The organism is Cyclobacterium xiamenense (genome assembly GCF_009467825.1).
GTDB classification, from domain to species: Bacteria; Bacteroidota; Bacteroidia; order Cytophagales; family Cyclobacteriaceae; genus Cyclobacterium; species Cyclobacterium xiamenense.
Genome location: NZ_WIOK01000024.1, coordinates 36,184 through 60,002, shown reverse-complemented (window position 1 = coordinate 60,002; position 23,819 = coordinate 36,184). Strand labels below are relative to the sequence as shown.

General features: G+C 47.7%; 15 protein-coding genes. 11 read left to right on the top strand and 4 right to left on the bottom strand.

Annotation, left to right across the window (positions count from 1 at the left end; genetic code table 11):
- Window positions 1-2 precede the first annotated feature (2 nt).
- The 7 genes from GCU44_RS16865 (at window position 3) to GCU44_RS16835 (ending at window position 12,368) form a co-directional block, all read left to right on the top strand.
- Complete coding sequence (locus tag GCU44_RS16865; protein WP_154857935.1) at window positions 3-2,639, top strand: hypothetical protein; 2,637 nt, start codon at window positions 3-5, stop codon at window positions 2,637-2,639.
- A gap of 255 nt (window positions 2,640-2,894) precedes the next feature.
- Entirely contained in the window at window positions 2,895-4,403 is a 1,509-nt protein-coding gene (locus GCU44_RS16860) for a contractile injection system tape measure protein (protein ID WP_154857933.1), read from the top strand.
- 12 nt (window positions 4,404-4,415) lie between these two features.
- Entirely contained in the window at window positions 4,416-5,732 is a 1,317-nt protein-coding gene (locus GCU44_RS16855) for an eCIS core domain-containing protein (RefSeq protein ID WP_154857931.1), read from the top strand.
- An 18-nt stretch (window positions 5,733-5,750) separates the two neighbouring features.
- Window positions 5,751-9,308: an eCIS core domain-containing protein gene (locus tag GCU44_RS16850; protein WP_154857929.1), complete on the top strand. Its 3,558-nt coding sequence runs from the start codon at window positions 5,751-5,753 to the stop codon at window positions 9,306-9,308.
- Between the two features lie 9 nt (window positions 9,309-9,317).
- Window positions 9,318-10,193: a tetratricopeptide repeat protein gene (locus tag GCU44_RS16845; protein ID WP_154857927.1), complete on the top strand. Its 876-nt coding sequence runs from the start codon at window positions 9,318-9,320 to the stop codon at window positions 10,191-10,193.
- A gap of 37 nt (window positions 10,194-10,230) precedes the next feature.
- A complete protein-coding gene (locus tag GCU44_RS16840) occupies window positions 10,231-11,535 on the top strand; it encodes an ATP-binding protein (protein WP_154857925.1) in 1,305 nt (434 codons plus the stop codon).
- A gap of 50 nt (window positions 11,536-11,585) precedes the next feature.
- The gene (locus GCU44_RS16835; protein WP_154857923.1) at window positions 11,586-12,368 is read left to right on the top strand and encodes a M15 family metallopeptidase; all 783 of its coding nucleotides are present in this window, start codon (window positions 11,586-11,588) and stop codon (window positions 12,366-12,368) included.
- A 340-nt stretch (window positions 12,369-12,708) separates the two neighbouring features.
- Here GCU44_RS16835 and GCU44_RS16830 read toward each other — a convergent pair whose 3' ends face one another.
- The 3 genes from GCU44_RS16830 to GCU44_RS16820 form a co-directional block, all read right to left on the bottom strand.
- A complete protein-coding gene (locus tag GCU44_RS16830) occupies window positions 12,709-12,933 on the bottom strand; it encodes a hypothetical protein (RefSeq protein ID WP_154857921.1) in 225 nt (74 codons plus the stop codon).
- A 121-nt stretch (window positions 12,934-13,054) separates the two neighbouring features.
- Window positions 13,055-15,364 (bottom strand): SUMF1/EgtB/PvdO family nonheme iron enzyme, encoded by a 2,310-nt coding sequence (locus tag GCU44_RS16825; protein ID WP_154857920.1) that lies wholly within the window; start codon window positions 15,362-15,364, stop codon window positions 13,055-13,057.
- 139 nt (window positions 15,365-15,503) lie between these two features.
- Window positions 15,504-17,378, bottom strand: coding sequence for a sialidase family protein (locus tag GCU44_RS16820; RefSeq protein ID WP_154857918.1), 1,875 nt, complete (start codon window positions 17,376-17,378; stop codon window positions 15,504-15,506).
- A gap of 289 nt (window positions 17,379-17,667) precedes the next feature.
- Here GCU44_RS16820 and GCU44_RS16815 point away from each other — a divergent pair, with 289 nt between their 5' ends.
- The 4 genes from GCU44_RS16815 to GCU44_RS16800 all read left to right on the top strand — a co-directional run bounded on the left by GCU44_RS16815 (window position 17,668) and on the right by GCU44_RS16800 (window position 21,895).
- On the top strand, window positions 17,668-18,528 hold the full coding sequence (locus GCU44_RS16815) for a helix-turn-helix domain-containing protein (RefSeq protein ID WP_154857916.1): 861 nt from the start codon (window positions 17,668-17,670) through the stop codon (window positions 18,526-18,528).
- A gap of 456 nt (window positions 18,529-18,984) precedes the next feature.
- Window positions 18,985-19,275 (top strand): DoxX family protein, encoded by a 291-nt coding sequence (locus tag GCU44_RS16810; protein ID WP_317175344.1) that lies wholly within the window; start codon window positions 18,985-18,987, stop codon window positions 19,273-19,275.
- A gap of 12 nt (window positions 19,276-19,287) precedes the next feature.
- A complete protein-coding gene (locus GCU44_RS16805) occupies window positions 19,288-20,634 on the top strand; it encodes a DEAD/DEAH box helicase (protein WP_394366496.1) in 1,347 nt (448 codons plus the stop codon).
- A gap of 31 nt (window positions 20,635-20,665) precedes the next feature.
- A complete protein-coding gene (locus tag GCU44_RS16800) occupies window positions 20,666-21,895 on the top strand; it encodes an NAD(P)/FAD-dependent oxidoreductase (RefSeq protein WP_154857914.1) in 1,230 nt (409 codons plus the stop codon).
- A 76-nt stretch (window positions 21,896-21,971) separates the two neighbouring features.
- Here the strand turns inward: GCU44_RS16800 and GCU44_RS16795 are convergent, their stop codons facing one another.
- On the bottom strand, window positions 21,972-23,714 hold the full coding sequence (locus GCU44_RS16795) for an ABC transporter ATP-binding protein (RefSeq protein ID WP_092169112.1): 1,743 nt from the start codon (window positions 23,712-23,714) through the stop codon (window positions 21,972-21,974).
- Window positions 23,715-23,819 lie beyond the last annotated feature (105 nt).

Sequence of the window (23,819 nt, the reverse complement as noted above, 5' to 3'; positions counted from 1 at the left end):
CCATGTCAAACAAGCTGAGTTCCATTATCTACAATTACCGGCGATACAAACCCGATCAGGTGCTTACCCACACCCAGCTCAACGAGTCCATATCCTATTTTGAGGATCAGGACCGTCTCTCCCGGTTGGCCCTTCATGGAGCGGGGATTTTTCACGGCTTGTCCCTCTCCCTGGAAACCCCGGAAGAAACGCCGGTGATCCGGATTAGCCAGGGTGTAGGGTTGACCACCGATGGAGACCTTTTGGTACTCCATGAGGCGGTTCCGGAAACCCGTCCCAAAGAAAACACGATCGCTATTTCCGAGTTGACCTTTACGCACTATCGTGAATTTTCGGACGAAAAGGCCTCCTATACCCCTTATTTTTATCCGGATGGAGATCAAATGCCTCTTTGGGAATTGTGCGCAGCGACGGAAGAAGAAGCCCGGCCCCTGAGCGAATTGCCGGGTTGGGAGGACAAGGTTTTTCTTTTGTACCTGGAGTGCTATCCCAAACCCCAGGATATTTGCGGGGATATCAATTGTGACAATCAAGGAATCGAGCAAGTGAGTCAGATGCGATTCCTGATGATGGATGAAGGTCAATTGGAATACCTGATCGGTCAGGATCCCTTGTTTTTAAGAGAACGGAATACGCGGGAAGCACTTGCGGCACTTTCCCCGCTTCAATTGCTAAAAGTAGTGCACCAGAAAGAAAACTCCCTTTCGCTTCTGCAGCTAGACCGCGTGTACCGGGAGGCCATTTTTGAGGGAAATACCGTTGCGGATTTCCAGGCCGCGGTTCATCTGGTTTTGGCGGAATTTGGCTTCGTGCTTGACGAGGAAATACGGAGCCTTTTAAAAAGTCAATTCGATGAATTGCTCCTTCAGCATTTTAGTTTTGAAGAAGAAGCTGGCTACCAATTCAATCAGTACCGGTACCTGTTGATGAGGGATTTGCTGGAAGTATTCAACCAGCTTTTTAGGATATTGAAGCAACTCGATGGGTGGCCGAACCCGGAACTGCGTGCATTTCCCAAACACCTCTTGTTGGGGAAATTGGGTGACGAATCCTACCGCCACCAACGCTATGCGTCGCCTTCAGCAGGTTATGCTGAACAGGTCAAGAAGGTCAACGCGCTAGTGAAAAAAATTCACCAGTTGTTGATTTCTTTCGAATTGGAAGAAAATTTAGGATTGCGAATCGTACCCAGTGGAAGCATGCATCCCGATGGGCGGTTTCCCGCCATACCTTTTTATTACCAAAACAATCCGGATTTGGCAGAAAGCTGGCATTGGCCACATGTACCGGTAAGCTATCACTTCGGAATCGGCAGCAATCCGTTGTTGATGGAGCATTCCTACGTGGATCGGTACCTCGTGGGTGGTCATTTGAACACAAATGCCGAAAATACCTTTCAGTCCCTTCATTCGATGGTAAAGCAGTTTGGGTTGGAGTTCACCGTTTACCACGTTGACCTGTCGGTCAATCCTGGCGATTTCAGGAGTTTTATGGAAGCGCATTCTTCCTTGAAGTCGATGGGGGGTGTTCCCAAATCAGGCACCTATGTTCTACTCAGCAATGAAAACCGTGTGATTGGCGATTTATCCCTGGACTACAGGGTGGAAGAACGACAGGGATCTTCGGGACCGGGACACATCCGTGTAGCTGCATGTTCGTACCCCTGGATCAGTAGCCTGAAATACCTGAATAACCTTGCCCGAAGCCTTAAGGGAAGCAGGCGCAGGTCGGGATTACAACCCGATCATTACCGCCTGGTCGTTCAGGACTACCAAATAAACGGCCATCGGCTGACTACGGGTCCGGTTACCCTTCTCATACCCCTGGAGGATCTGTTCAATCGGCGGATGCACGCCGTTACCGAGGCGCTAAACGAACGGTTTCCGAATGGTTTGGTATTCGACTTTGATGAATCATTGAAACGCTTGGTGATTAGCCGGGCCTATGACGATCAATACGAAATCAGCTTTGCCGATACTACCCTTAATCTAAATGGTCCCTTGTATACGTACACACAAGACGGCATGGTCAAATCGGATCAAACCTTTCGTCTCCAGGCCGTGCGCTGCGAGGAAGTACGAAAGTATCGTCCTTCTACCTACCTGCAACTGCAGGAAGAATTCGCACCGCTGGATAAGGACGACGACTACGGTGCGTATACAGGTAAGTGGAAGGAATGGTACCGTTTGATTGAACAATTGAAAACGGACTCCCGGTTTACGGGCGAAAACAAGCCCCGTATTCCGCAAGGTTTTCAGGATTTACCGGCCTCCTTGCAACGGATAATCCGCCCTCTTCAAGCCGAACTGGCAACGGCGGAAATCGACCACCAATTGTACCTGACAGGGGATTGGGCAAATGGGAGTTGGGCTAGTATTGAAATGATCAACGAATACCGGAATACGACCAATACCAACGACCTACTATTCAGGTTTCTGAACCTCCGGGCAAAACTCCACGAAAAAGAGCAAGCGACAAAGGCTTCCCTATTTATCGTATTGGCCAGGGAATCGGATCGGAGGACGGTGGAACGCCTGCTGAGTGAGTGGACGGACCGGGTGGATGTGTACATCGAAGGACCGGCGACTGGTAGAAGGAGGCGGGTAATTGATACGATCGAAGAAAAAATACGGTTATGAAAAGGGACCAATCGTCTAAGTTCCGGCTGACGATTGATCCCTCATGGGCTTCTTTCCTAGTTCTGCAATCTTTACTCGTTAATCCAGTAACTTAGCGACTCAACGTGATGTAAACAACACGAAACGAACGCATGTTCCAGACGTTTCGACTTATGATCACTTCCTATTCCATACTTATTGCCAGTAAAATATAGCTTAGTCTAACGACTTTGCTTAGTAAAAATAAGAAATAAATAATCAGGATTCAAAAAAATAATGCGTAAAAGTGAGGTACATACCATACAAAAAGTAACGCTGGAAATTTTTACCATTTCCACCGAATCCGGTAAGTACATGGAACGCACCGCTACGGACTATTTTTGGGAACGAATAGTCCCGCTATTGGAAAAATATTTGGAGGATTTGGCAGGTAGGTTGGAAGACCAAACCCTTGAGATTCCAACACTGGCGCTGGAATTTACGATTGATCCAACTAATTTACCCGATGGTCTTGATTTGGAGGTCGCCATGCGCCCTGCTATGCAAGTACTGAGAAGCGAGTTGCATTCCTTCCTTTTGTCTTCCGGAACCCAGTCCACGGCCAATCCTGGTCCAGCGTTTGGTTTGCAAGCAACTACAAATAGGCAGCCTTTTTTGGCGGAAAAAAGTGAGATGCGCCTGCGGCAAGATTCAGAAAAATTAGGTGAAGCCTGGATTTATTTCCTGCGATCGGGCTTTCTACCGTGGTGGTGCGACCGTTTGGCCGCTGCAGAGGCGTTTTTGCCTCCTTTACTTGTAACGAAATTGCTGGGATCTGCTACGATAAAGGAGTCTTTCCGAAGCCTGCTAGCGGAAGCAAGCGTAAGGGAGCGACTGGTCAAATACTATACCGGGTCGGAACTCGTGCAAATTCTGGAAACCATTTTACGTGAAGGGTTGCCGCTACACCGGGACACGTTCCGTATCCTTTTACAAACGCCCGGCCTTCCTGAACGAAAGGCCAGAATGGAACTACTCGCCGCCCTGTTTTTTCATCACAATCGGCGGCAGGCCGAAGCGATTGCTGTTTTGCGCGAATACCTTGCAGTCACTAGCCCTGATTTCAGGCGCCGCATCGAAGATGAATTGTCCAAAAGTATCGAAAGTGGGAAAAGCGCCGAACCGCGTTCGATTTGGTCCGGCTTTCTGAAAGACCTTCGGAACGTGTCCGGAAATACGGTAACGAAGCGGACAAACGAGCCAATTGCTCCGGACATGCAGGGGCGGGTCATAAGCGATCCAGTATTGGAAGAAGAGCAGCAGTACGTAGACCGTGCCGGATTGATTTTGGTTCACCCCTTTCTTCCCGCATTTTTTACCGATTGCGGGTTTTTAGACGATAAGGGAAAGCTGGTGCAGGCCGAACTTGCCGTCAAGACTGTCCACTACCTGGCTACACACCGGGAAAGGCCCTTCGACTTTGAGTTGGTTTTCGAAAAATTTCTCTGCGGGATACCGTTATCAAGCCCGCTTTCCAGAGAGACGATCCTGTCCGATTCGGTGAAAAATAAATCGGAAAAATTGCTGGAATCACTGATCGATCATTGGAAAAAGCTCAAAAATACGGGTGCGGAAACCGTCAGGAATGAATTTCTAAATCGTAGCGGAAAATTGGTGATCGAAAAAACAAGCGATCGACTGTACGTGGAGCGAAAGCCCCAGGACGTATTGCTGGAAAGTTTGCCCTGGAACCTTTCCCTGGTAAAGCTTCCCTGGCAAAGAAAAGTAATTGTTGTATCATGGTAAATTGACACGGAAATGAAAAGACAGGTATACCGAAAATCATCTGTGGGAATCGTCAATCCCATTTTTCAGAAAAGGTCGGAGAATAGTTTTTTTAGTTCGGCTCCATCCGGCACTGAAGAACGAATTTCTTCAAAAGAAGAGGAGCAAACCCCGGAAGTCCAGCTTCAAAAGCAGGGAGAGGAACCGGAAGATTCCCTGCAGATGACCCAGGCAGAGGAGGAGGAACAAGTACGCTCGCAACCGGAAGAGGAGATGCAGCTCCAGGAAGAGGAAGAGGCCTTACAAACGAAGGAAGACCAACCCCAAGAAAAACCGGTAAAGGAGCGGCGTGCCGATCAAGTGGAGCCCGTTCTGAAGCAGGAAAAAGGTAGAGGAAACCCACTTGATTCCGCCACTCGGCAATCGATGGAGCAAGCTTTTGGGGCAGACTTTGGCAAGGTACGCATTCATACCGATCATTCGGCACAATGGATGAATCAGGTCATGCATGCAAAAGCCTTCGCCTATGGTAACGATATTTTTTTCAACGATAACAACTACCAACCAGGAAGTTGGGACGGCAAAAAACTGCTGGCGCACGAGCTTACCCATACCCTCCAACAAAAAGGACAGAAAGCAAAGCAGGTGCAAGGCCACTGGAGCAAAAGTGAAGTGTACCAGGGAATGGACAAGAAACGCATACGTGCAAAGATTCAGTTGCAGTTTAAGGGAGCAGTTTGGAACAAAAGTAGCAATACCAGCCTTAACACCGCAGGGCTTGCCGCTGCTGCGAAAAATCAGATTGAAGCCAGTTTTCAGGGAAGTATCGTAAAAAATATCATGGGGATTGATGTTCATTACGAGGTGTCTACCACAGCCTCCCTACGTGTCATTCCAACCTTATCCGATTTGCAATTTGGAAAGGAGCACCTGTTTGTTGTACTGGATAATTCCCATCCGAAAGTTAAAGGGACCTATGGCCGGGCACCTTTTTACGGTTCCATCGTTTATTTAAACGAAAGGCACGTACCAAATATGATTTCCGGAGCAGATGCCAATACCATTCCCCATGAGGTAGGCCATACGGCCGGATTGAAACACCTGATCGAGAAAAGCGAAGAAAAATCCACGCTCGGTGCCATGATCAAAGAATTGCATGCAAAAGTAAACAAGGACAATATTATGTGGAGAGGAGGAGGACATCCTAGTTATTCGGGTGCAGAGGCGGATACCAAGCTTGTCACAACCAACGAAAGCCAATTGGATACCATCGACCAAAATATCGGGGATAAAAAATTGAATCAACTCGATATTTTTGGTCTGGTGGATTTGTATTCATTGGAAAAATAACTGCCAACCCCTACTGCCATGAAAGTTTTTCAGCGAACATCCGGCAAGCCCAATCAATCCCCCAACGGGGAGCGAAGTGGCGATTTTTTTCAAGCCAAACTTCAAGTGGGGCAGGCAGGTGACCAATACGAGCAAGAGGCCGACGCCATGGCTGATCAGGTACTGCAACGGCAGGCAGACGAGGAGGTTTTGCAATCCTCAGGATCCGAACCGTCTACAGAGGAAGCGGATCTGGACGTACAACGAAAAGAAACCCCTGCAGAAACTGTATCCAGGCAGCCCTTGTCGGCGGAGGTGACCCCGCTGTCCCGTTTGGTGAGTGAAAGCTTGCCTACCGAAACGGAAGAGGCGCTCCAAGCGGAGGAAGAGGAAGCAGTGCAGGCGCAGACCGTTGACCCTGAGGCCGCTTTTTCAGAAGAAGGGGAGCCCGGAATGCTTCAAAAAAAGGAGCAGCAGGCATCTACAACCCCATCCGGGTTGGAGCAAAGACTGTCCCAAAGCTCGGGTGGAACAGCCATGGAGACAGCCACTCAGAACCAGATGGAGCAGGGATTTGGGGCCGATTTTAGTGAGGTGCGTATCCATACGGATTCCGAGGCGGTGCAAATGAGTCAGGATATTGGCGCGCGGGCCTTTACGCACGGAAGGGATATTTATTTCAACGAAGGGACGTATAACCCTTCCAGCACATCCGGCCAACACCTGCTCGCGCACGAATTGACCCATACCTTGCAACAGGGTGCAAGCTCGTCTGCGAGGCCCCAAGCGATCCAAAAGGAGGGGGAAGACGAAATCGAGCCCCCGGAAATGCGCCCAGAGACTGGAGTGATCGATGAAACGGCAAAGACCATCACCTTTGATGCCATTCCGGTGCCCGGATTTAAACTTTTGGAACACAGGGGTACGCTGTATACCAGCAAAGCCCCGTTGAAACGAAAAAACAATTATACCAGAGGCTCAACAAACCAAAGAGATGGTGTATGGAAGGAAGAAATAGCCACCACAACGATCAAAAGCCAATTGACATCCTTGTATGAAAACCACCACCATGCGCCGCCAACCGCAGCCACTACGCATGTTTTTAACGCAGCCATTTCTGGTCGCAGTGTAAAGCCTACGTATATAGGAAACATCGATACCGTAGCTAAGGAATTGACCACCCCCGTTTGGGGAAAGAATAAGGCATTCAGGAATTTTGATGTGGACCATATTGTGGAGCTTCAATTGGCGAATTGGAACACCGCTACCTGGCCAAATACGCTTCCCAACATGGAATTGTTGGATTCTTCCAAAAACAGTTCGAGCGGGTCCACAATCAAGGGTCAAATCACCGAGAAACTAACCGGCTTCCGGGACCGGCATGGAACCGAATACCCGGGAGGGGACGGATATTTTAAAAACAATTACACCTTGATTTTTACGCAAGCCGAAAGTTTGCCTGGTGGGGATAGTGCGATCAGCGAAAACGAATTTTGGACAAAAACGCAAATTGAAGATGCGGAGCACCTGGATGCGATCGAAGTAGGCAACTTGGCCGATATTGGTAACGAAGGCGAAGTGCGGGTTTTTCCAAATGAGTCGGGCGGCTTGGGAAAACGCTTTATTTGGACAGGAGAGGGTAGCGCCGTGGGAAGCGACGAGCGAAATTGGTTTGGTAATCCCTTTCGCATTGTAAACAAGCAATTCAATACACAGGGCGAAGCAGTAGAGAACACGCCAATTTTGGGCTCGCTTTCCATAAATATCCCCGCCAACGACAAGACATGGAGCCCATGGCCGGAAGACAAAGTGATTACTGTTAATCGGTATCCGGGATCGAAGTACGCAGGATTCCTCACCAAGCAATCGATAAAATCGAGCCTGTATGGGCTGCGAATAAAAAAGGCCAGTCCGGTCGATATTATTGAATTAAATCTGCAACCCAACGGCATTGAGGCCTACGGCCATATTCTGCCCAGTATTCCCATTTTTCAAGGAAACCCGATTGAGTTTTTTATTTCAAATGGCGAAATACGGGTGTCCAAGACCTTTCCCATCGAACAAATCAACGTGCCTCCTCCATTTGAAATCAGCGGAAGTTCGCTGACCATTTTTGCTAGTTCGGCGGATGGATTGGGATTAACCGGACAGACCGATTTTGGGATCAATCAGGTTGGCGAAGGCCAAATCAGTGCTACTGCTTCCACCTCCGGCGGGTTTGAGTTGCAAGGCACCTTTAATTTTGATTCCGATCTATTTGATCCCGCGGCGATCAACGTGGAATACAAAGAGAATACCTGGACGATCGGTGGTGAAATAGGTATTCCCGAAGGGAAGGTACGAGGTGTCAAAAATGCGACCATTACGGCCACCTACAGTGAAAATAATTTCTCCGCTACGGGCGAGGCCGAGCTGGATATTCCTGGAATCGAGCGGGGAAGCATGGACATACAGTATGGGGAAGAGGGATTTTCCATTGGGGGTAATTTTGCCCTTAGTGCCGATATTCCGGGAATCACCGGAGGGAACGTAGAAGCCAGGGTATCCAAGCCAGCTGGAGCCGAATCCTATGAGGTATTTGTTTCCGGAACGGCCCAACCCGATATCCCAGGCATATCCACTTCCTTGACCGTAACTTACGATAACGGGGCGCTCACCATAGAGGGGTCTGCTGCCTACAGCCGTGGGATGCTGAGCGGAACGGTGGAAGTGGGGGCCACCAATCGTCCCATTGGGGAAGACGGACAACCTGCAGGTGATCCCGACGAAACCATGCGGGTGTATGGAGGAGGGGAACTAACCTTGCAGCTCACTCCCTGGTTAGCAGCGACCGCCGGAGTGCGCCTGCTACCAAACGGGGAAATTGAGGTCAATGCCCGGTTGGCCGCTGAAAGCTATGAAGTATTTCAACGACGGGAATTCAACAGAAACCTTTTCCGTGTGCCCACGATAGAAATCCCCTTGTTTGCCATTCCTTTGGGTCCCAGGAGTATTGGATTGGTAGCACAAATAGGAGGTGGGCTCGATTTTACGGCCGGTTTTGGCCCAGGTGAGTTACGGGACCTTTCCGCAGAAATCACCTATAATCCCGAGCGAGAAGATGAAACCACCGTAACCGGCCACGGTGAGTTTGCGATTCCAGCAGATGCCGGCCTCACGCTCAGCGGAGACCTGGGCCTGGGCGTGAGCGTGGCAATAGCCAGCTTATCGGGGGGAATTGAACTTACGGGGACCTTGGGACTTGAGGGCGAGGCTGCCGCAGCTGTGGATGTCAACTGGAGTCCTCAAACCGGCCTGGCACTTGATGCGAACGGAAGGATTACCGTCAATCCAAAATTTATTTTTGAAATCAATGCATTTGCTCGGGCGAGTTTAGGTGTTGGGTTTCTTTCCGTCTCGGAAACCTGGAGGCATAACCTGGCTTCTTACGAATGGGGTCCGGCCATACAGTTTGGAATTGTTTTTCCGGTGCATTACCAGGAGGGAGAAGCATTCGACATGTCCTTTGACGATATCGAAGTCATTTACCCTGATTTGGACGTCGTTCAGATGGCCAAAGGACTTGCTTCCGACATAAAGAACGATTTATTTGCGTAAATTAGTGATATGGACAAAGAGAAAGCAATCGAACGAAATAACCAGGGTGCGAGGTATTTCCTGAATCGGCAATACGACAAGGCACTGGCCTTCTATCAGGAAGCGGTCGATTTGGATCCCTCCAATCCTTCGGTACTAAACAACCTGGGTCTGTATTATCACCAACAGAAAGCGTATAGAAAAGCCTTGAGTTTTTTCGAAAAGGCATATTCATTTGCTCAAAAACCTCACTTTTTGGTCAATCAGGGGAACGCATTGGCGATGTTGGGCAAGTACGCGGAAGCTTCACGCAGCTACGAACAAGCGCTGGAATTGGATCCTGCGCATAAAGGCGCCAGGGTAAGTCAGGCACAGCTGTCTATCCATACCGGGGATTACCAGCAAGCCATCCTTACTTGGAAAACCTTGCTGATGGAAGAGGGGGACAGCCAATATGCCATTGAATTGGCCAAGGTATACATGAAACTGGAAAGCTGGGAAAAGGCCTTGAATCAGTTGCATGGCATACAAATCGAAGACGGCGATGCCCTTGCCTGGAAAATGATCGGCCAGTGTGAATACCAACTCAAAAACTTTGGTCTGGCAGTAAAAGCTTTCAAAATGGCACTGGCAGAAAACCCGGATCAGGTAGATGTCCGCCAACACCTGGCAGTTACCTATTTGGCCATAGGCAAGGGGGCGGACGGAATTCATCAACTAGAAGTAATACTTCGATTGGATCCAGAAAATTTTCAGGTCATGACAGAATTGGCTGTGGTTTTTTTGGGACAGGGGGAAAAGGAGAAGGCGGTGTTTTGGTTGGACAAAGCGCTTGCCATACGGCCCGACTTTCCCAAAGCTCAGCGCTATAAAAAATTGGCAGAGACAGCCCAACAGCAGCGATGAGCAGATATAATGGCCAACATATGAGGAAACAATTTTTATGAGGGAATTACTGGAATTTTTGCAAGCGGTGATCAAAAGCAGGCTAGACCACGAATGTGGAAAGACGCAGGCATTGGAAAAACCTCAGCTAGAACTGTTTATTGATACAAGGCAGTACCTGGGAAAAGTTATCGACGAGCTTGGTATCAAAGACCAGGATTTGTTGCTGCTGGCATTGGCCCTCGTTCCGTACATCGATCCCGGTTTTCTTAGCCGTACCATTCAGTCCTATTTTCCAGACGGCACGGACTTCCCTGAAATTGGCGGATACAAGGGTAAGTACCACCGGGGAATGCTGCCAACCGGAGAGACCCTATTGTTCCTTTTGGCCGGTAGAGACCCATCCACCCGGAAGAAATACCTGAGCATCTTTGAGGATTCGCTCCTTTTTCGGAACAAGTACCTGTTTTTGGGAGATACTGCTGTGGGGGAGCCATTTTACGCCGGACCGTTGCTGTTGGATACGGAGTTTAGCGATCGGCTTCTGCTTGAAAAAGTGCGGACTCCCAAACCCAGTTCTGATTTTCCTGCCGAACTGATTCAAACCGAATTGGACTGGGAGGACCTGGTTTTATCGGATCGGACCCTTGCACAAATAAAGGGCCTGGAACACTGGTTGAGCTACAACGAACAGCTCATGGAACGATGGAATTTAAAGAAAAAAGTGAAACCTGGCTATCGGGTCATGTTTTTTGGTCCCCCCGGCACAGGCAAGACATTAACGGCAGGCTTGCTGGGAAAATATACCGATCGAGAGGTCTACCGCATCGATCTCTCCCTGATGGTATCCAAATACATAGGGGAAACCGAAAAAAACCTTTCCCGCTTGTTTGATAAGGCTTCAGGAAAGCACTGGATCTTGTTTTTTGATGAGGCCGACGCACTGTTTGGAAAACGAACCAACGTACGGGATGCTCACGATAAATACGCCAATCAGGAAGTCTCCTATTTGTTGCAGCGAATCGAACAGCACCCGGGAATGGTGATCCTCGCTTCCAATTTTAAAAGCAATTTGGACAGCGCCTTTACCAGGAGATTTCAATCCATCATCGATTTTGAAGCACCGGGGGCGAAAGAGCGGCTTTTACTCTGGGAGAAAAATCTACCCGAGTCCATGGAACTGGAAAAGGGACTGCATGTACCGGATTTGGCAAAAAAGTACCCGCTTACGGGTGCAAATATTGTAAACATCGTGCAGCAAGTAGGACTAAAAACGCTGGCCGCCGGACACGCCTGCATCAAAGAAGCGGTGTTAATGCAATGTATTCGGAATGAAATACAAAAAGAAGGCAAAATTTCTTAAGATTTATTGCGAAATAAGTATATCTTGCATTATACTATCTAGATCATGGTATGAAAGAAAAAATCATGGTGGTTCAACACCTTCTGGCTGAAAAAGGACTGTATCGTGGAGCCATTGATGGCATACTGGGGGACAATACCCTGGCTGCCTTGCATCAAATTGAAGGAATGGATCCTCGAATGCCCAATACCCGCAAAATTGCCACCATGATTCAATTGGGGGCCAAAGAGAAAGGCATTGACGGCGGGCCGGTAGACGGCTTGTGGGGCACCCAAACCCAATTTGGTTTCGAGGAATTGGCCTTTATATTTCAGCATGGCCGAAGAAGAACCACCTGGAGACCGGAAGAGATTGTACCTGCCAACCGGTGGCCCAAACAAAATACGCCTGAGTTTCTGGAGTTTTACGGCAACCGGGGTGAAAACCTGGTAACGATCCCGGCTCCCTTTGTGCTGAAAATCGCCTGGGACTTACGGCTAAAGGCAACGAAAATTACCTGCCACCGAAAGGTAGCCGAAAGCCTTACCAAGGTATTGGAGGATGTTCGGGATACCTATGGCGAAAACGACATCAATTCCCTGCGGCTAAATTACTTTGGTGGCGCGTTCAATAACCGACCCATGCGGGGCGGAACCCTGTGGTCGACCCATGCCTGGGGAGTTGCCCTGGATTTTGACCCGGATAGAAATGCCTTGCGCTGGGGTAGGGACCGGGCTGCTTTCGCCCACCCGGTGTACGACGAATGGTGGCGTTGTTGGGAAGAGGAAGGATGGGTCAGCCTGGGGAGGCGTAGAAACTTCGACTGGATGCACGTTCAGGCAGCCGAGGTGTAAAGTATTTGGCTACGATAGCGCATCGGAGATTGGATTTTTTTACGCGCGGCGATGCCGTTTTTTCAATCGTGGAGGAATAGTTGATTAGACGACTAATTACGATAGCGTTGGCAGTTAAACGTAAATCAACGCGTTTTCCTTGCCCTTGGTGACCGGCCAGCCATTGAGTTTCTTCGTTCCCATGCCATGCAATTGGCAGCCGGGCGGTGGTAGGATCCCTGTACTTGGTAGGCTGGGCCTTCTTCTTACGGAACCATTGTACCGATACAGACAGGGGATCGACCCGTAAAAACCACGAAAAAATGGCACGGTGCCGAGGAGAATAAGGCGTAAACTGTTTTTATCCGAATGCCCAGCTACCTCGTTCCATCATCCCAATACCATCCAATGGCTCATTTTCGATTCTTCCTTTCCAGGACCGATAGATTACCATAGAATCTTTTATTTCTCCTTCTTTAGCAAAAGGCCAGGTATTTCTAATCAGGCGAAGCGTTACTTCTATTGAATAGCTTTGGTGTTGATTGATGGATCCTGCTAAGGAAATAGTAGTTTTCCTCGCCTCCATCGTATTGCGCGGTCAGGTATGAACGCGAACGAAATGAAAAGCAGGCCAGCATATACTTGATTCTCCCAGATGGTTACAAGCTAGCGGATATCGTCTGCTGGGTACTGGTAGACGTTTTCAATTATTGAATAACCCATGCCAGATTAAAACTGTAAATAAGTTTCCCGTCGGTCACGTGGATCATCCCGTCCGGTGTCTGCGTAGACGTTATGTAGCCACCTTCCTGTCCATCTTTACGTGAAAGGAGATTGTCTGCTTGCCAGGGAGCGATGGTCAGCATCGACGTACTATCTCCTGTAAGATTGCTTAGAACGCGGCGATGCATGACATCCCAGGATACTCCATCGTCAAAAGATATTGCTACAAATAATCCCGAGATTGATTCAATTTCACCCTCACCATTTCTAGCTTTAAAATCCCCCTGCGCAAAGCCGCTGAAAAGAATGGGAGAACCCTTGCTAAACTCAGGTGTATGCGTGGCGAACCGGAGGCGTAAGAGCGAAAACCTCTGTCCGCTGCTAATTGAAGGAAACACCGTAGGTGACCGCTCCCAGGTATGACCATCATCGAAAGAAATGCTCTGTGGGGCCTTTCCATCAAAATACTGGCCATTGTCTCGCGCTATGGCCAGCAGGTCTGATTTTCCATCTCCGTCTCTATCCAAAATTTCGATTACGGCGGCGTGTAATCCCGCAATACGTTTTTGATCAGGCGTATTGGATGAGTGACCACGTCTTTCCCAGGTTTCACCGGCATCGTCACTAACGATGAGGCTTCCGGTATTGAATATCCCGTCGCCGTCATCATCGGTAACAAATACCAATTCGTTGTTAGTAGTCTGAAACATATTGCCTTGCATTGAGGCGCCGTCATTCAATGCATGATCCACTTCTAAAACCATCTTTACGGGGGACCAATTCGCGCCATTATCTGTGCTTTTTCTATAGCCGAGGCCCAGTTTGTCCCATCTTCCTGCCACACCGATACTGGCCATTTGATGAATCGTAAACGTACTATCTGTTCCATTTGACAAGCGTAAGGAATTGTTCAATAAATTGGAACCGTGCATGTTTCGGTCCGCGGCTTTTAGAAACTCCGCAGGTTCGGTCCAGGATAGTGATCCATCTTCATTTCTTTTTCCCCGGGACGCCAGTAGGGTTAGTTCCGGGCCTATTTCACTTTCGCCTGAAAACCAGGAAACCAATAGGTCGCCATTTTCGCACCAGGTGATCGTTGGCGAATGATTGTGGGTATAAAGCGGACCCAAACTCAGGGGTTTTTGCTTTTCTGAATCAAAACCAAACTGCCGCATTTGTTGATCAGACCCATAATGGCTGCCGTTTTCTGCCTGTGATACCAGCTCATACAGGCTATGAATTGAAAAAAATGGTTCTTCGGTAGGGGCAGCCCATTGAAACCTGGCAGGATTGACTTCCGTTGCCCAGGGTTTGTTATCAGGCAGCAGGCTGGGTGTAGGTACCGGACTATCTTTCGCTATCCTCACAATTCGAAATCCGAGAAGGTAGTGTTTGTCATCCTTTGCTGAAGCCATGCGGTTGGCCGAACGCATATGCTGAATATGGTTGTTATGGCTCCCACCGCGAATCACCTTAAAATCACCTTTGATCGGGCCTGCGGGATCAATGGTTTCCGCTGGTTTATAGACGTCGTACCAGTCCATCACCCATTCCTCCACATTCCCCATCATATCATGCACTCCAAATCCATTGGGACGGTTCTGTCCTACCGTCAAGTCAGCATCCTTGATATCAAATTTACTCGGGTAGACATCCTCCACGCCAGTACAGTTTTCGGGTTTCCAGGATACCCAGCTACGACAACCATTGCTAAACGTAAAAGGATACGGCCACTGGTAATTGTATGCAATCATTTGTTCCGGCTGCATTGGATTTAACGCATAAACGTCGCCGCTAATTCCGTCCATATATGGAGTACGCGTACCCGCCCGGGCCACATATTCCCACTCTGCTTCTGTAGGCAGTCGATAGCTATAGTGCGTGTCATTCTCAGATAACCAGGTAGTAAAGGCAACCGCGTCTTCCCAGCTTACATATACAACTGCTTCATCATCCTTGGTTGAAAGATCCATAAAGTTGCCACGCCACCTGCTATGTTCCGGGTCAAAGGCCTCATATTGGGCGTTTGTAATTTCAAATTTGGAGATGGAAATGTCGCGGCTGATCGTTATGTCCCGTACTGGGAATTCATCTTGAATGAAAATACTTCTCCACGCTTCATTCTGGCCGGCTGCAATGTATTTTGGATGCAGGTCCGCCCCCATGGTAAACTGCCCGGCAGGAATGGTGACAAAGTCGATATCATTGATTATGTCCGTGGACGACTTCTTCTGATTGCAACCGAAAAAGCCAATCAGCGAGATGATAAGGAATGGGATTATCGTTCGTTGCATCGGTTTATAATGAATTTTAAGGGGTCAGATAGCTTGTATCGATCAAAGTTCTGGAGCACCTTTGCAGATGTAACACTCATTTCACTGTAGGTCTACGGATGATTTTTTGCCTGTTGATTTCATAATGGTAGATTCCGGTTCATTCTTCTATTTTTTTTATGTCAACGCGAACATCATCCAAAAAATAAACTGCTTCCTTACGCAATGGTAAATCTTTTTCCGGCTCCACCGGATTGATGGATATTCCCCGATAATTGCCCGTCCTAAAGGTAATTCTGTCCAGTGTTTTTACCTTGCGGCTGTTGAATACCAGGTCATCCATGGTTACGTTATTGGCAGTGACTGAAAACCTATTGCCAGCTATATCGATTTTCAGTTGGATTTGATTCCATTTACCTGCTTGATAGTCAGCTAGTACTGAAGTATACTTCCAGTGTTCTATCTCTATTTTGCCATTTGGTGTAAAGGAAATTCTAATCGGTGCGAGATGTTCCGTGTTACCCAGGTCGATTTCGAAACGGCCATGATCATTTTGTTCCGCCAGCACATTTAGTTGGACAACAAGTTCGTCTTTGCTTTCCTTAAATACTCGGAAAGCTTTTGCATAATCAAATGGATCCCGGTCGGAGAATTTCATGTACGTATTTTTTTCGGAAAGTCGCTGGGAAATAGTGACAGGTGCCCATGCAGGATGGAAAATATTCCATCTTTCCAGTTCTAGTGTTGTTTCGATACTTTCAAAATCCTGATTAATGTATCCCACAGCTTTTTCTTTCATTGGAACCGGGATTCGGCTAATCCAGATATCCTCTTTACTCATGGAATAGACCACCCAAACATCATCACCAGGAATATCTGCGCCGTTTTCATACAATCCCCGCTGGTAATTACAAGGACCGATGTTCTTTGATCCGCCTTCGTAGCGCATGGTTACTTCACCATTCACATGCATTGCTTGCTCATACGTGATACCATCGTCACTAGTGGCCCACAGCATGGGATACCTACCCCAACTCCCTTCGCCCAATGGTTGCCAACTCGCGGCGTATCTTCCGTCATTCGTGCGTTGTGCCCAAACCTTGGCGTAGCCGTCACTGAATGTTTTCAAATCAACCACCTTGCTCCATGTTTTCCCTTGATCGTGGGATATGGCAGACTTACTGTTTTTCCAAAAAGCGACAATTGCACCGTCAGGTCGGCGATAATAGCTGATTGCTTTGGCAAATTTCCTGTTACCGTTGACTATTTGTTCGGTCAGAGACTTAGGGAAACTAAAATCTTCAGGACGCAGTTGCTCCCACCAATGCAAAGTGATCAGGCGATCATTTCGTAAGGAATTGCAATCTGATACAAAGACAGGATCAGCTGATGCTTTATAGTATGGGTAAGGAAACTCATCCTCTTGGTACAGACTGTTATTTCTGGCGATAAAAAAAATCTCTCCAAACGTTCCATCTTGCCGAATCTCTCGAACCACTACCCCAAAATATTTCTTGGCCGTGTCCTCGCTTCCTTTCTGAGGAATCATTTCGGATTGGGGGAAATAGGCTGTCGTTGCCAGCAGTCTACCGGAGGGAGTAATGTAAAATCCCATCCGATGGTTACTAAATGTAGGTTCACCTTTATAGACGACATGAGGGAAGATAATATCTGGTTTTGACCAGTTCATGCCATCTTTCGAGCGGGAAAAAAGTATTTCGGTTAAACCTCGTTCTTCATGCTCAGGACAGGCATTGTATAGCACGTAGAAATTATCGTTCCAATAGGAAAGCATTGGATGGTGATGTAGCGTAAATCCAAGACCGTCACCGAAGCTGGTATCGCTTCTCACAGAGCGCAAGACCTGGTAGTTTTGCGCTCCTATAACCGGTGGCAGTTTGCCATCGGGCCTATCAAAAGCGACATCCAGGTTGCCAACAAACCGTGCAGGCTCCTCAGCACTGCCCGGCTGCGCGATGACGTGTGTCAACACAAAATTCATGATGATTGCCAGTAAACTTATTTTTAATCGCATATACCTATTTTTTTTAAGAACAGCGGGATCTACCGAAGCGTTTTGGAGAGTTGACATCCTTTTTAGCTAACCCGGATACCTTTCACACATTCAAAGTTATACCCTATCAACCAGTTGAAGTTTCATTAATATTCTCATATTCTGATAGTATTTTGCTCTTGCCGTGGTCGGTCCTTTCCAAAAATACCGGAGCCTACATTGCATAAAAGAATAAGTATAGTAGTTAATTTGTAATTAATCCGCTATATTCTGATAGTATTTTACCAATTGTCATCATTCGAATGTTTTCATGAAACACCGGAAAAAACTGATCATTGTCCCCGAAAGCACCTCATTTAACCTCAAAAGAGCCGTTATGACGCCGAGGACTTATCGGATACACTCGCACAAGAACTTTGAGTTGAATTACATCGTGGATGGTTGGGGAAACCGAATCGTTGGAAACACTATGGAAAGTTTTTCCCGTGGTGACCTGGTACTCATGGGACCTGACCTTCCTCATTGCTGGGAAGTGACGGGTGTATCAATTGGTTGTTTACCGGAATGTATTACCATTCATTTTCATGAAGACTTTTTCGGACAGAAAATCAAGCGATTACCTGAGTTAAGCCCTATTTTGGACCTTTTCAAGTTAGCGAAGCGGGGGGTTCAGTTTTATGGCAGAGGAATAGAAGAAATCCGATGGATACTGCAGAAAATTCCCGAAGTAAATAATTTTAGAAAATTAATTTACCTGTTAGAGATTTTTGATTTGCTGATTCGCACAGATAACCGAAGACTACTTGTAAATGAAGGGTTTATACAGGATGCTGACGATACAAACAACCTAAAATTGAAGCGCGTATACGAGTATATTTTGGTGAACTTTTCCAAAAAAATAAGGCTCGAGGATGTAGCAGACCATTGTCACCTCTCGGTAAGTGCTTTTTGCCGATTTTTTGAATCAAATACCGGAAAGTCTTTGTTTAATTACCTCAAAGAGGTTCGGATTGGCTATGCGAGCAAGCTGCTAATGGACTCTGATTTATTGATCTCCGATATCTGCTACCAATCCGGCTATACCAATCTTTCACATTTTAACAACCAGTTTAAGCAGATCAGCGGCGTCACACCCAGCCAATACCGCAAAACCGTTAAACAACTGAGCTAGACAGATACCATTCACCGGGAAGCATGCCAATTCGGTTACTTCCGGCCTTGCGTTGTTGACCAGCTGGGATTATTCTTAAAATCCATTTTAGTGTACAAGGAACGAAGTGCGCATAACGAACGGTATTTAACCCGAAACTGGTGAGACATCCGATAAGCTAGCAGCCCGCTCTACCGCATTTTTCCCCACATTAAAATTCGTTGGTTTGAAATTCCGGAAACAAGCATTCAATGCCTGGCGTGTAAAAACCGGTTTTTGGCTTCCCTGCCCAAATACGGCTACGGTATTACGCTTGTTATGGCGACTACGTAAAATAAATACAGTATTACCGGGTTAAATTTTTGTATTACCACTTGGAAGTCCTAATTTTATTGAATAAAGAAATTGATGCAATTAATTTTTATGGATGAAGCTTTTCTTTATGCAATGGCAATTTTTTATACAATCGCCGGTTTCATGCATTTTGTGAAAGCGAGGTTGTATATCCGTATCATCCCACCCTATGTTCCCGCTCCAAAATTGGTTAACCGGATCGTAGGAATCGTGGAGATGGTATTTGGACTGGGGTTGGTTTTCGAATCCACCCGAAGCCTGGCTGCCTACGGAATCATCCTGTTATTGATTGCAGTATTTCCAGCAAATTTGTACATGTACCAGAAGGAGAACAAAGGACTTCCCAGGTGGTTGTTATTACTCCGACTTCCCCTGCAACTTGTATTGATTGGCTGGGCGTATGTGTACACTTAAAATTGAGAAAATTTGACCTTTAGTGAATTTAAATTTGTTCCCGAGCTCCAGGAAGGACTGGACGCCATGGGATTTGAAAAGCCCACCCCGATACAGGAACAAGCCATTCCATTGATTTTGGATGGCAAAGACCTGATCGCTACCGCTCAAACCGGAACGGGGAAAACCGCCGCTTTTATTTTGCCGGTATTGAATCAAATTAGTCAAAGCCAGAACAAGGGGGTGAAAGTATTGATCATTGCGCCGACCAGGGAACTGGCCATACAGATTGATCAGCAAATACAGGGGCTGGCCTATTTTCTTGGGATCAGTTCCATTCCCATTTATGGTGGTGGCGATGGCAATACCTGGGAGCAGCAACGCAAGGCGCTGGAATTGGGTGCGGAAATCGTCGTGGCCACTCCGGGTCGGTTGATCGCTCTTTTGGCGGGAGGCAAGGTAAAGTTTGATGCTTTGCAGCATCTAATCCTCGACGAAGCGGACCGCATGCTGGACATGGGTTTTTCGGAAGACATCCTCACGATCCTGCAACATTTGCCCAAAAAACGGCAAACCTTACTGTTTTCTGCGACCATGCCCCCTAAAATTCGCAAATTTTCCCAGCAAATACTTCATGAGCCGGAGCAAATTTCCATTGCGCTGGGCAAAACCGCGAAAGGGGTAAGTCAATACGTGTACCATGTGTACGACAGCCAAAAAGAGGCCCTGGTCCAACAAATTCTGAAATCTCAGGATTTTCAGGCAGTTATCGTTTTTTGTTCTACCAAGGATAAAGTGAAGTCCTTGTTTAAAACCCTACGAAAACAGTTTCAGGTCGAAGCTTTTCATGCGGATCTCGATCAGTCGGAGCGGGAGCAAATCATGTCTTCCTTTAAAAACAAATCCTTGAAGATTCTGGTCGCTACCGATATTCTGTCCCGTGGGATTGATGTGGAAGACATTGAGATGGTCATAAATTTTGATACACCCAATGATCCGGAAGACTACGTGCACCGTGTGGGCCGTACCGCCCGGGCTGAGAAAAAGGGAAAGGCGGTAACCTTTGTTAACGAAAAAGATCGCTATAAATACCGAAATATCGAAAACCTGATTGGGTTGCAAATTGAAGTGGTACCGAATCCGGAAGGCATCGGTCCCGGACCGGATTTGAAAAACGAAGGACCCAGAAAACCAAGAGGTGGGGAAAAACACCAGGGAACCGGCAAACCCAAAGGTAAACGGAACAAACCCAAACGAAAACCCCGCGGGGCATCCAATTCGGAACAACATACGAACCCTTCCGCAAATGATTCACAAACAGCGAGCCGCTCATCCGAGGAAGGAAAGTTTCGAAAGCGTAGAAACATTCAGGAAGAATAGGTCCGTTGTCCTACATTAAACCCTAGAACTCATGAACGAAAAAAGCATCTACATCATAGGCGCTGGCATTTCCGGTTTGGTGGCGGCGATCGAACTGGAAAAAGCCGGTTATTACCCCGTGATATTGGAAGCACAGGGCCAGGTCGGGGGTAGGGTACAGACCGATGAAGTGAATGGGTACCTGTTGGACCGGGGATTTCAAGTACTGCTGACTGCCTATCCTGAGATCCATCGGTACCTGGATTTGGACAAATTGGAATTGAAAAAGTTTAAATCCGGTGCCATCGTCTTTCGTCCGGGAGCGACCTTTGCCATACACGATCCCATGCGGGATCCATTAAAGGGACTGGCCATGGCCTTTTCCCAGGTTGGTACCCTGCTGGACAAGCTACGGCTCTACCGGCTGACCAAGATGCTGAAAGCAAAAAGCACCGATCTCATTTTTTCATCGGCTCAGAGCAGTACGCTGGATTATTTGAGAAGCGCCGGCTTTTCTAAGCGCATCATCGAAAACTTCTTTGCACCGTTTTTTACCGGTATTTTCCTGGAGACATCCCTGTCTACCTCCTCCCGGATGTTTGAGTTTGTATTCAAAATGTTTGCCGAAGGCTTTGCCAGTGTCCCTGCTAAAGGAATGGGGCAAATTACCCGCCAACTTTTTGAGCAGTTGAACCACAGCCAGGTCCGTTTCAATACGCCGGTAGCCGGGGTGAAAAAAAACCAGATTTTGTTGGCCGATGGAAACACCATTACTGCGGACGAAATCATCATCGCCACCGCCCATGGGAAGCTCACGGGGCATCCGGAAGAAACATTTCACCAGGTGACAAACCTGTATTTTACGCTGCAACAGTCGTTCATTGGTAAGCCGATGATTGGATTGGTGACCGACGACAAATTCTTGATCAATAACCTGGTCTTTATGACCGATGTTAGTCCCGAATACGCTGCCGACGGTAGGGCGCTATTATCCGTTTCTGTGGTTAAAAACGTTGCAGGTATAGAAAACCTGGAGGAGCTCATTGCGCTGGAGTTGGAGGTGCTTTCGGGAATTAGCGCCAGTTATTTCCAGCATATGAAAACGTTTTCCATTCCCCGGGCCTTACCCCATATCGACGATGTAAAAAACTGGATACCCCCACAGCATGCCAAATTATACGATCACGTATACCTGGCGGGGGATCACCTGCTGAACGGATCCATCAATGCGGCCATGACGTCGGGGCGGCTTGCCGCAGAAGCGCTGATCGGCGGAGAATAGCCAAGGCCAGGATAACCGCTACGCGTGTCGGTTTTCCCTGTTCGGTCGCCCTGCGGTAATTTTTCCGGGGCAGTTTTTATATTCTTGCCTGAAAGGTATACAAATCGTAGTACCTACCCTGTAATCCTATCAACTCGTCGTGGCGTCCTCTTTCCACGATCCTACCGCCTTCAATCACCAGAATTTGATCTGCCTGCCGGATCGTACTCAGGCGGTGCGCAATTACAAAGGTGGTTCTGCCCTGCATCAATCGTTTAAGGCTGGATTGAATGTAATTTTCGCTCTCGGCATCCAGGTTGCTGGTGGCCTCATCCAGGATTAAAATTCGTGGATCTGCCAATATTGCCCGGGCAATGGCCAGTCGCTGCCGTTGGCCTCCGGATAGCTTCACGCCGCGTTCGCCGATGACGGTGTCCAGGCCTTTTTCAAATTGATCCGTGAACTGATTTACGTAGGCAGACCGCACGGCTTCCTGGAATGACGCTTCGCTCGCCTGAGGTCTTGGAAACAAAATGTTTTCCCGAATGCTACCCTCAAACAAAAAATCATCCTGTAAAACCACCCCGAGCTGGCTTCGAAACGAATTCAGATCAACTTTACTTAGATCTTCTCCGTCAATGGTTATACGTCCTTTTGTAGGCACCAAAAAGGAAGCCAGCAAGCCCGAAATGGTGGTTTTTCCAGAACCTGAACTCCCCACCAACGCGGTGACTGATCCTGGCGCTGCTTCAAAATTAATCCCTTTTATTACTTCATTTCCCGGTTCGTAGCCAAAATGAACATCCCGAAATACCACGCGTCCCTCTATGGTTGGTAGCTGAATGGTCCGATTGGCAGGGTCTGCTTCCAGCGGTAAGTTCATCAGTTCTTCGGTCCGGTCCAGCCCGGCAAAGGCTTCGGTCAATTGACTGCCGATATTGCTCATTTGCAGGATGGGTGCGATCATAAATCCCAAAAGTAGGGTAAATGCCAGAAAGTCGCCAAAGGTCAGCTGCTCCTCCATGATCAGGTAGCCCCCAATACCCATGATACCTGCCGATGCCAGGCCCAGCAGAAAGGTAGCCGAACTGGTGACAATACTTGTAGCGGTAAGGCTACTTTTCACATTTAGAAAGAGGCGGTTGACTCCGGCTGCAAATATCTCGGTTTCTTGTTGTTCTGCGTTGAAACCTTTGATTACCCGAATGCCTCCCAGTGTCTCGGTAAGTCTTCCGGTTACCTCTGCATTTATTTTGCCCCGTTCTCGGAAAATCGGCCGAATCTTGCCAAAAGCTTTCATGGAGATCAATCCAAAAATTGCGACCGGAACCAATACGTATAGGGTCATCTTTGGACTGATATAAATGAGCAAAACCAGGCTAATCAGGGAGGTGAGTATGCCACCAACCATTTGAGCCAGGCCGGTTCCGACCAAATTTCGAACGCCCTCGACGTCGGTCATGACGCGGGATACCAGTTCGCCGGTTTTGGCATTGTCAAAAAACCGAATCGGTAGACGGATAATATGTGCCTGCACTTGCGCCCGAAGCGTTGAAATCAGGTTTTGTGCTTCCACGCTCAGTATTTGCGTCAGACCGTAAGAAGTGACGGCCTGTAGGGTGACGGCGATGGTGACAGCTAAAATCAACCATTTTAGCAGGTCAAAATTATTCGAAGGAATTACCTCATCCACCAGGTATTTGCTGGCATAGGGAAGCACCAGACCGGATAACCTGCTGATCACAATCAGTCCCAATCCGATGAATACGAACTTTCGCCGTGGCCAGATGATGGTTTTAAAAACATTTTTTATACTGACATTTCCAGACTTTTTCTTCATGGTTCGGAATAAAATTCGAATCGAAAGGTAACAAATAATTTATCAAATTGGGTCCAATTATAGCCGCACAGGTTGGAAAATACCAAAGAAAAAAGCAGCTGGAAA

What these genes read in the sequence shown, in the direction of transcription:
- GCU44_RS16865 (WP_154857935.1), top strand. Translation starts at nt 3, where the DNA reads ATGTCAAACAAGCTGAGTTCCATTATCTACAATTACCGGCGATACAAA.
- GCU44_RS16860 (WP_154857933.1), top strand. Translation starts at nt 2,895, where the DNA reads ATGCGTAAAAGTGAGGTACATACCATACAAAAAGTAACGCTGGAAATT.
- GCU44_RS16855 (WP_154857931.1), top strand. Translation starts at nt 4,416, where the DNA reads ATGAAAAGACAGGTATACCGAAAATCATCTGTGGGAATCGTCAATCCC.
- GCU44_RS16850 (WP_154857929.1), top strand. Translation starts at nt 5,751, where the DNA reads ATGAAAGTTTTTCAGCGAACATCCGGCAAGCCCAATCAATCCCCCAAC.
- GCU44_RS16845 (WP_154857927.1), top strand. Translation starts at nt 9,318, where the DNA reads ATGGACAAAGAGAAAGCAATCGAACGAAATAACCAGGGTGCGAGGTAT.
- GCU44_RS16840 (WP_154857925.1), top strand. Translation starts at nt 10,231, where the DNA reads ATGAGGGAATTACTGGAATTTTTGCAAGCGGTGATCAAAAGCAGGCTA.
- GCU44_RS16835 (WP_154857923.1), top strand. Translation starts at nt 11,586, where the DNA reads ATGAAAGAAAAAATCATGGTGGTTCAACACCTTCTGGCTGAAAAAGGA.
- GCU44_RS16830 (WP_154857921.1), bottom strand. Translation starts at nt 12,933, where the DNA reads ATGGAGGCGAGGAAAACTACTATTTCCTTAGCAGGATCCATCAATCAA.
- GCU44_RS16825 (WP_154857920.1), bottom strand. Translation starts at nt 15,364, where the DNA reads ATGCAACGAACGATAATCCCATTCCTTATCATCTCGCTGATTGGCTTT.
- GCU44_RS16820 (WP_154857918.1), bottom strand. Translation starts at nt 17,378, where the DNA reads ATGCGATTAAAAATAAGTTTACTGGCAATCATCATGAATTTTGTGTTG.
- GCU44_RS16815 (WP_154857916.1), top strand. Translation starts at nt 17,668, where the DNA reads ATGAAACACCGGAAAAAACTGATCATTGTCCCCGAAAGCACCTCATTT.
- GCU44_RS16810 (WP_317175344.1), top strand. Translation starts at nt 18,985, where the DNA reads ATGCATTTTGTGAAAGCGAGGTTGTATATCCGTATCATCCCACCCTAT.
- GCU44_RS16800 (WP_154857914.1), top strand. Translation starts at nt 20,666, where the DNA reads ATGAACGAAAAAAGCATCTACATCATAGGCGCTGGCATTTCCGGTTTG.
- GCU44_RS16795 (WP_092169112.1), bottom strand. Translation starts at nt 23,714, where the DNA reads ATGAAGAAAAAGTCTGGAAATGTCAGTATAAAAAATGTTTTTAAAACC.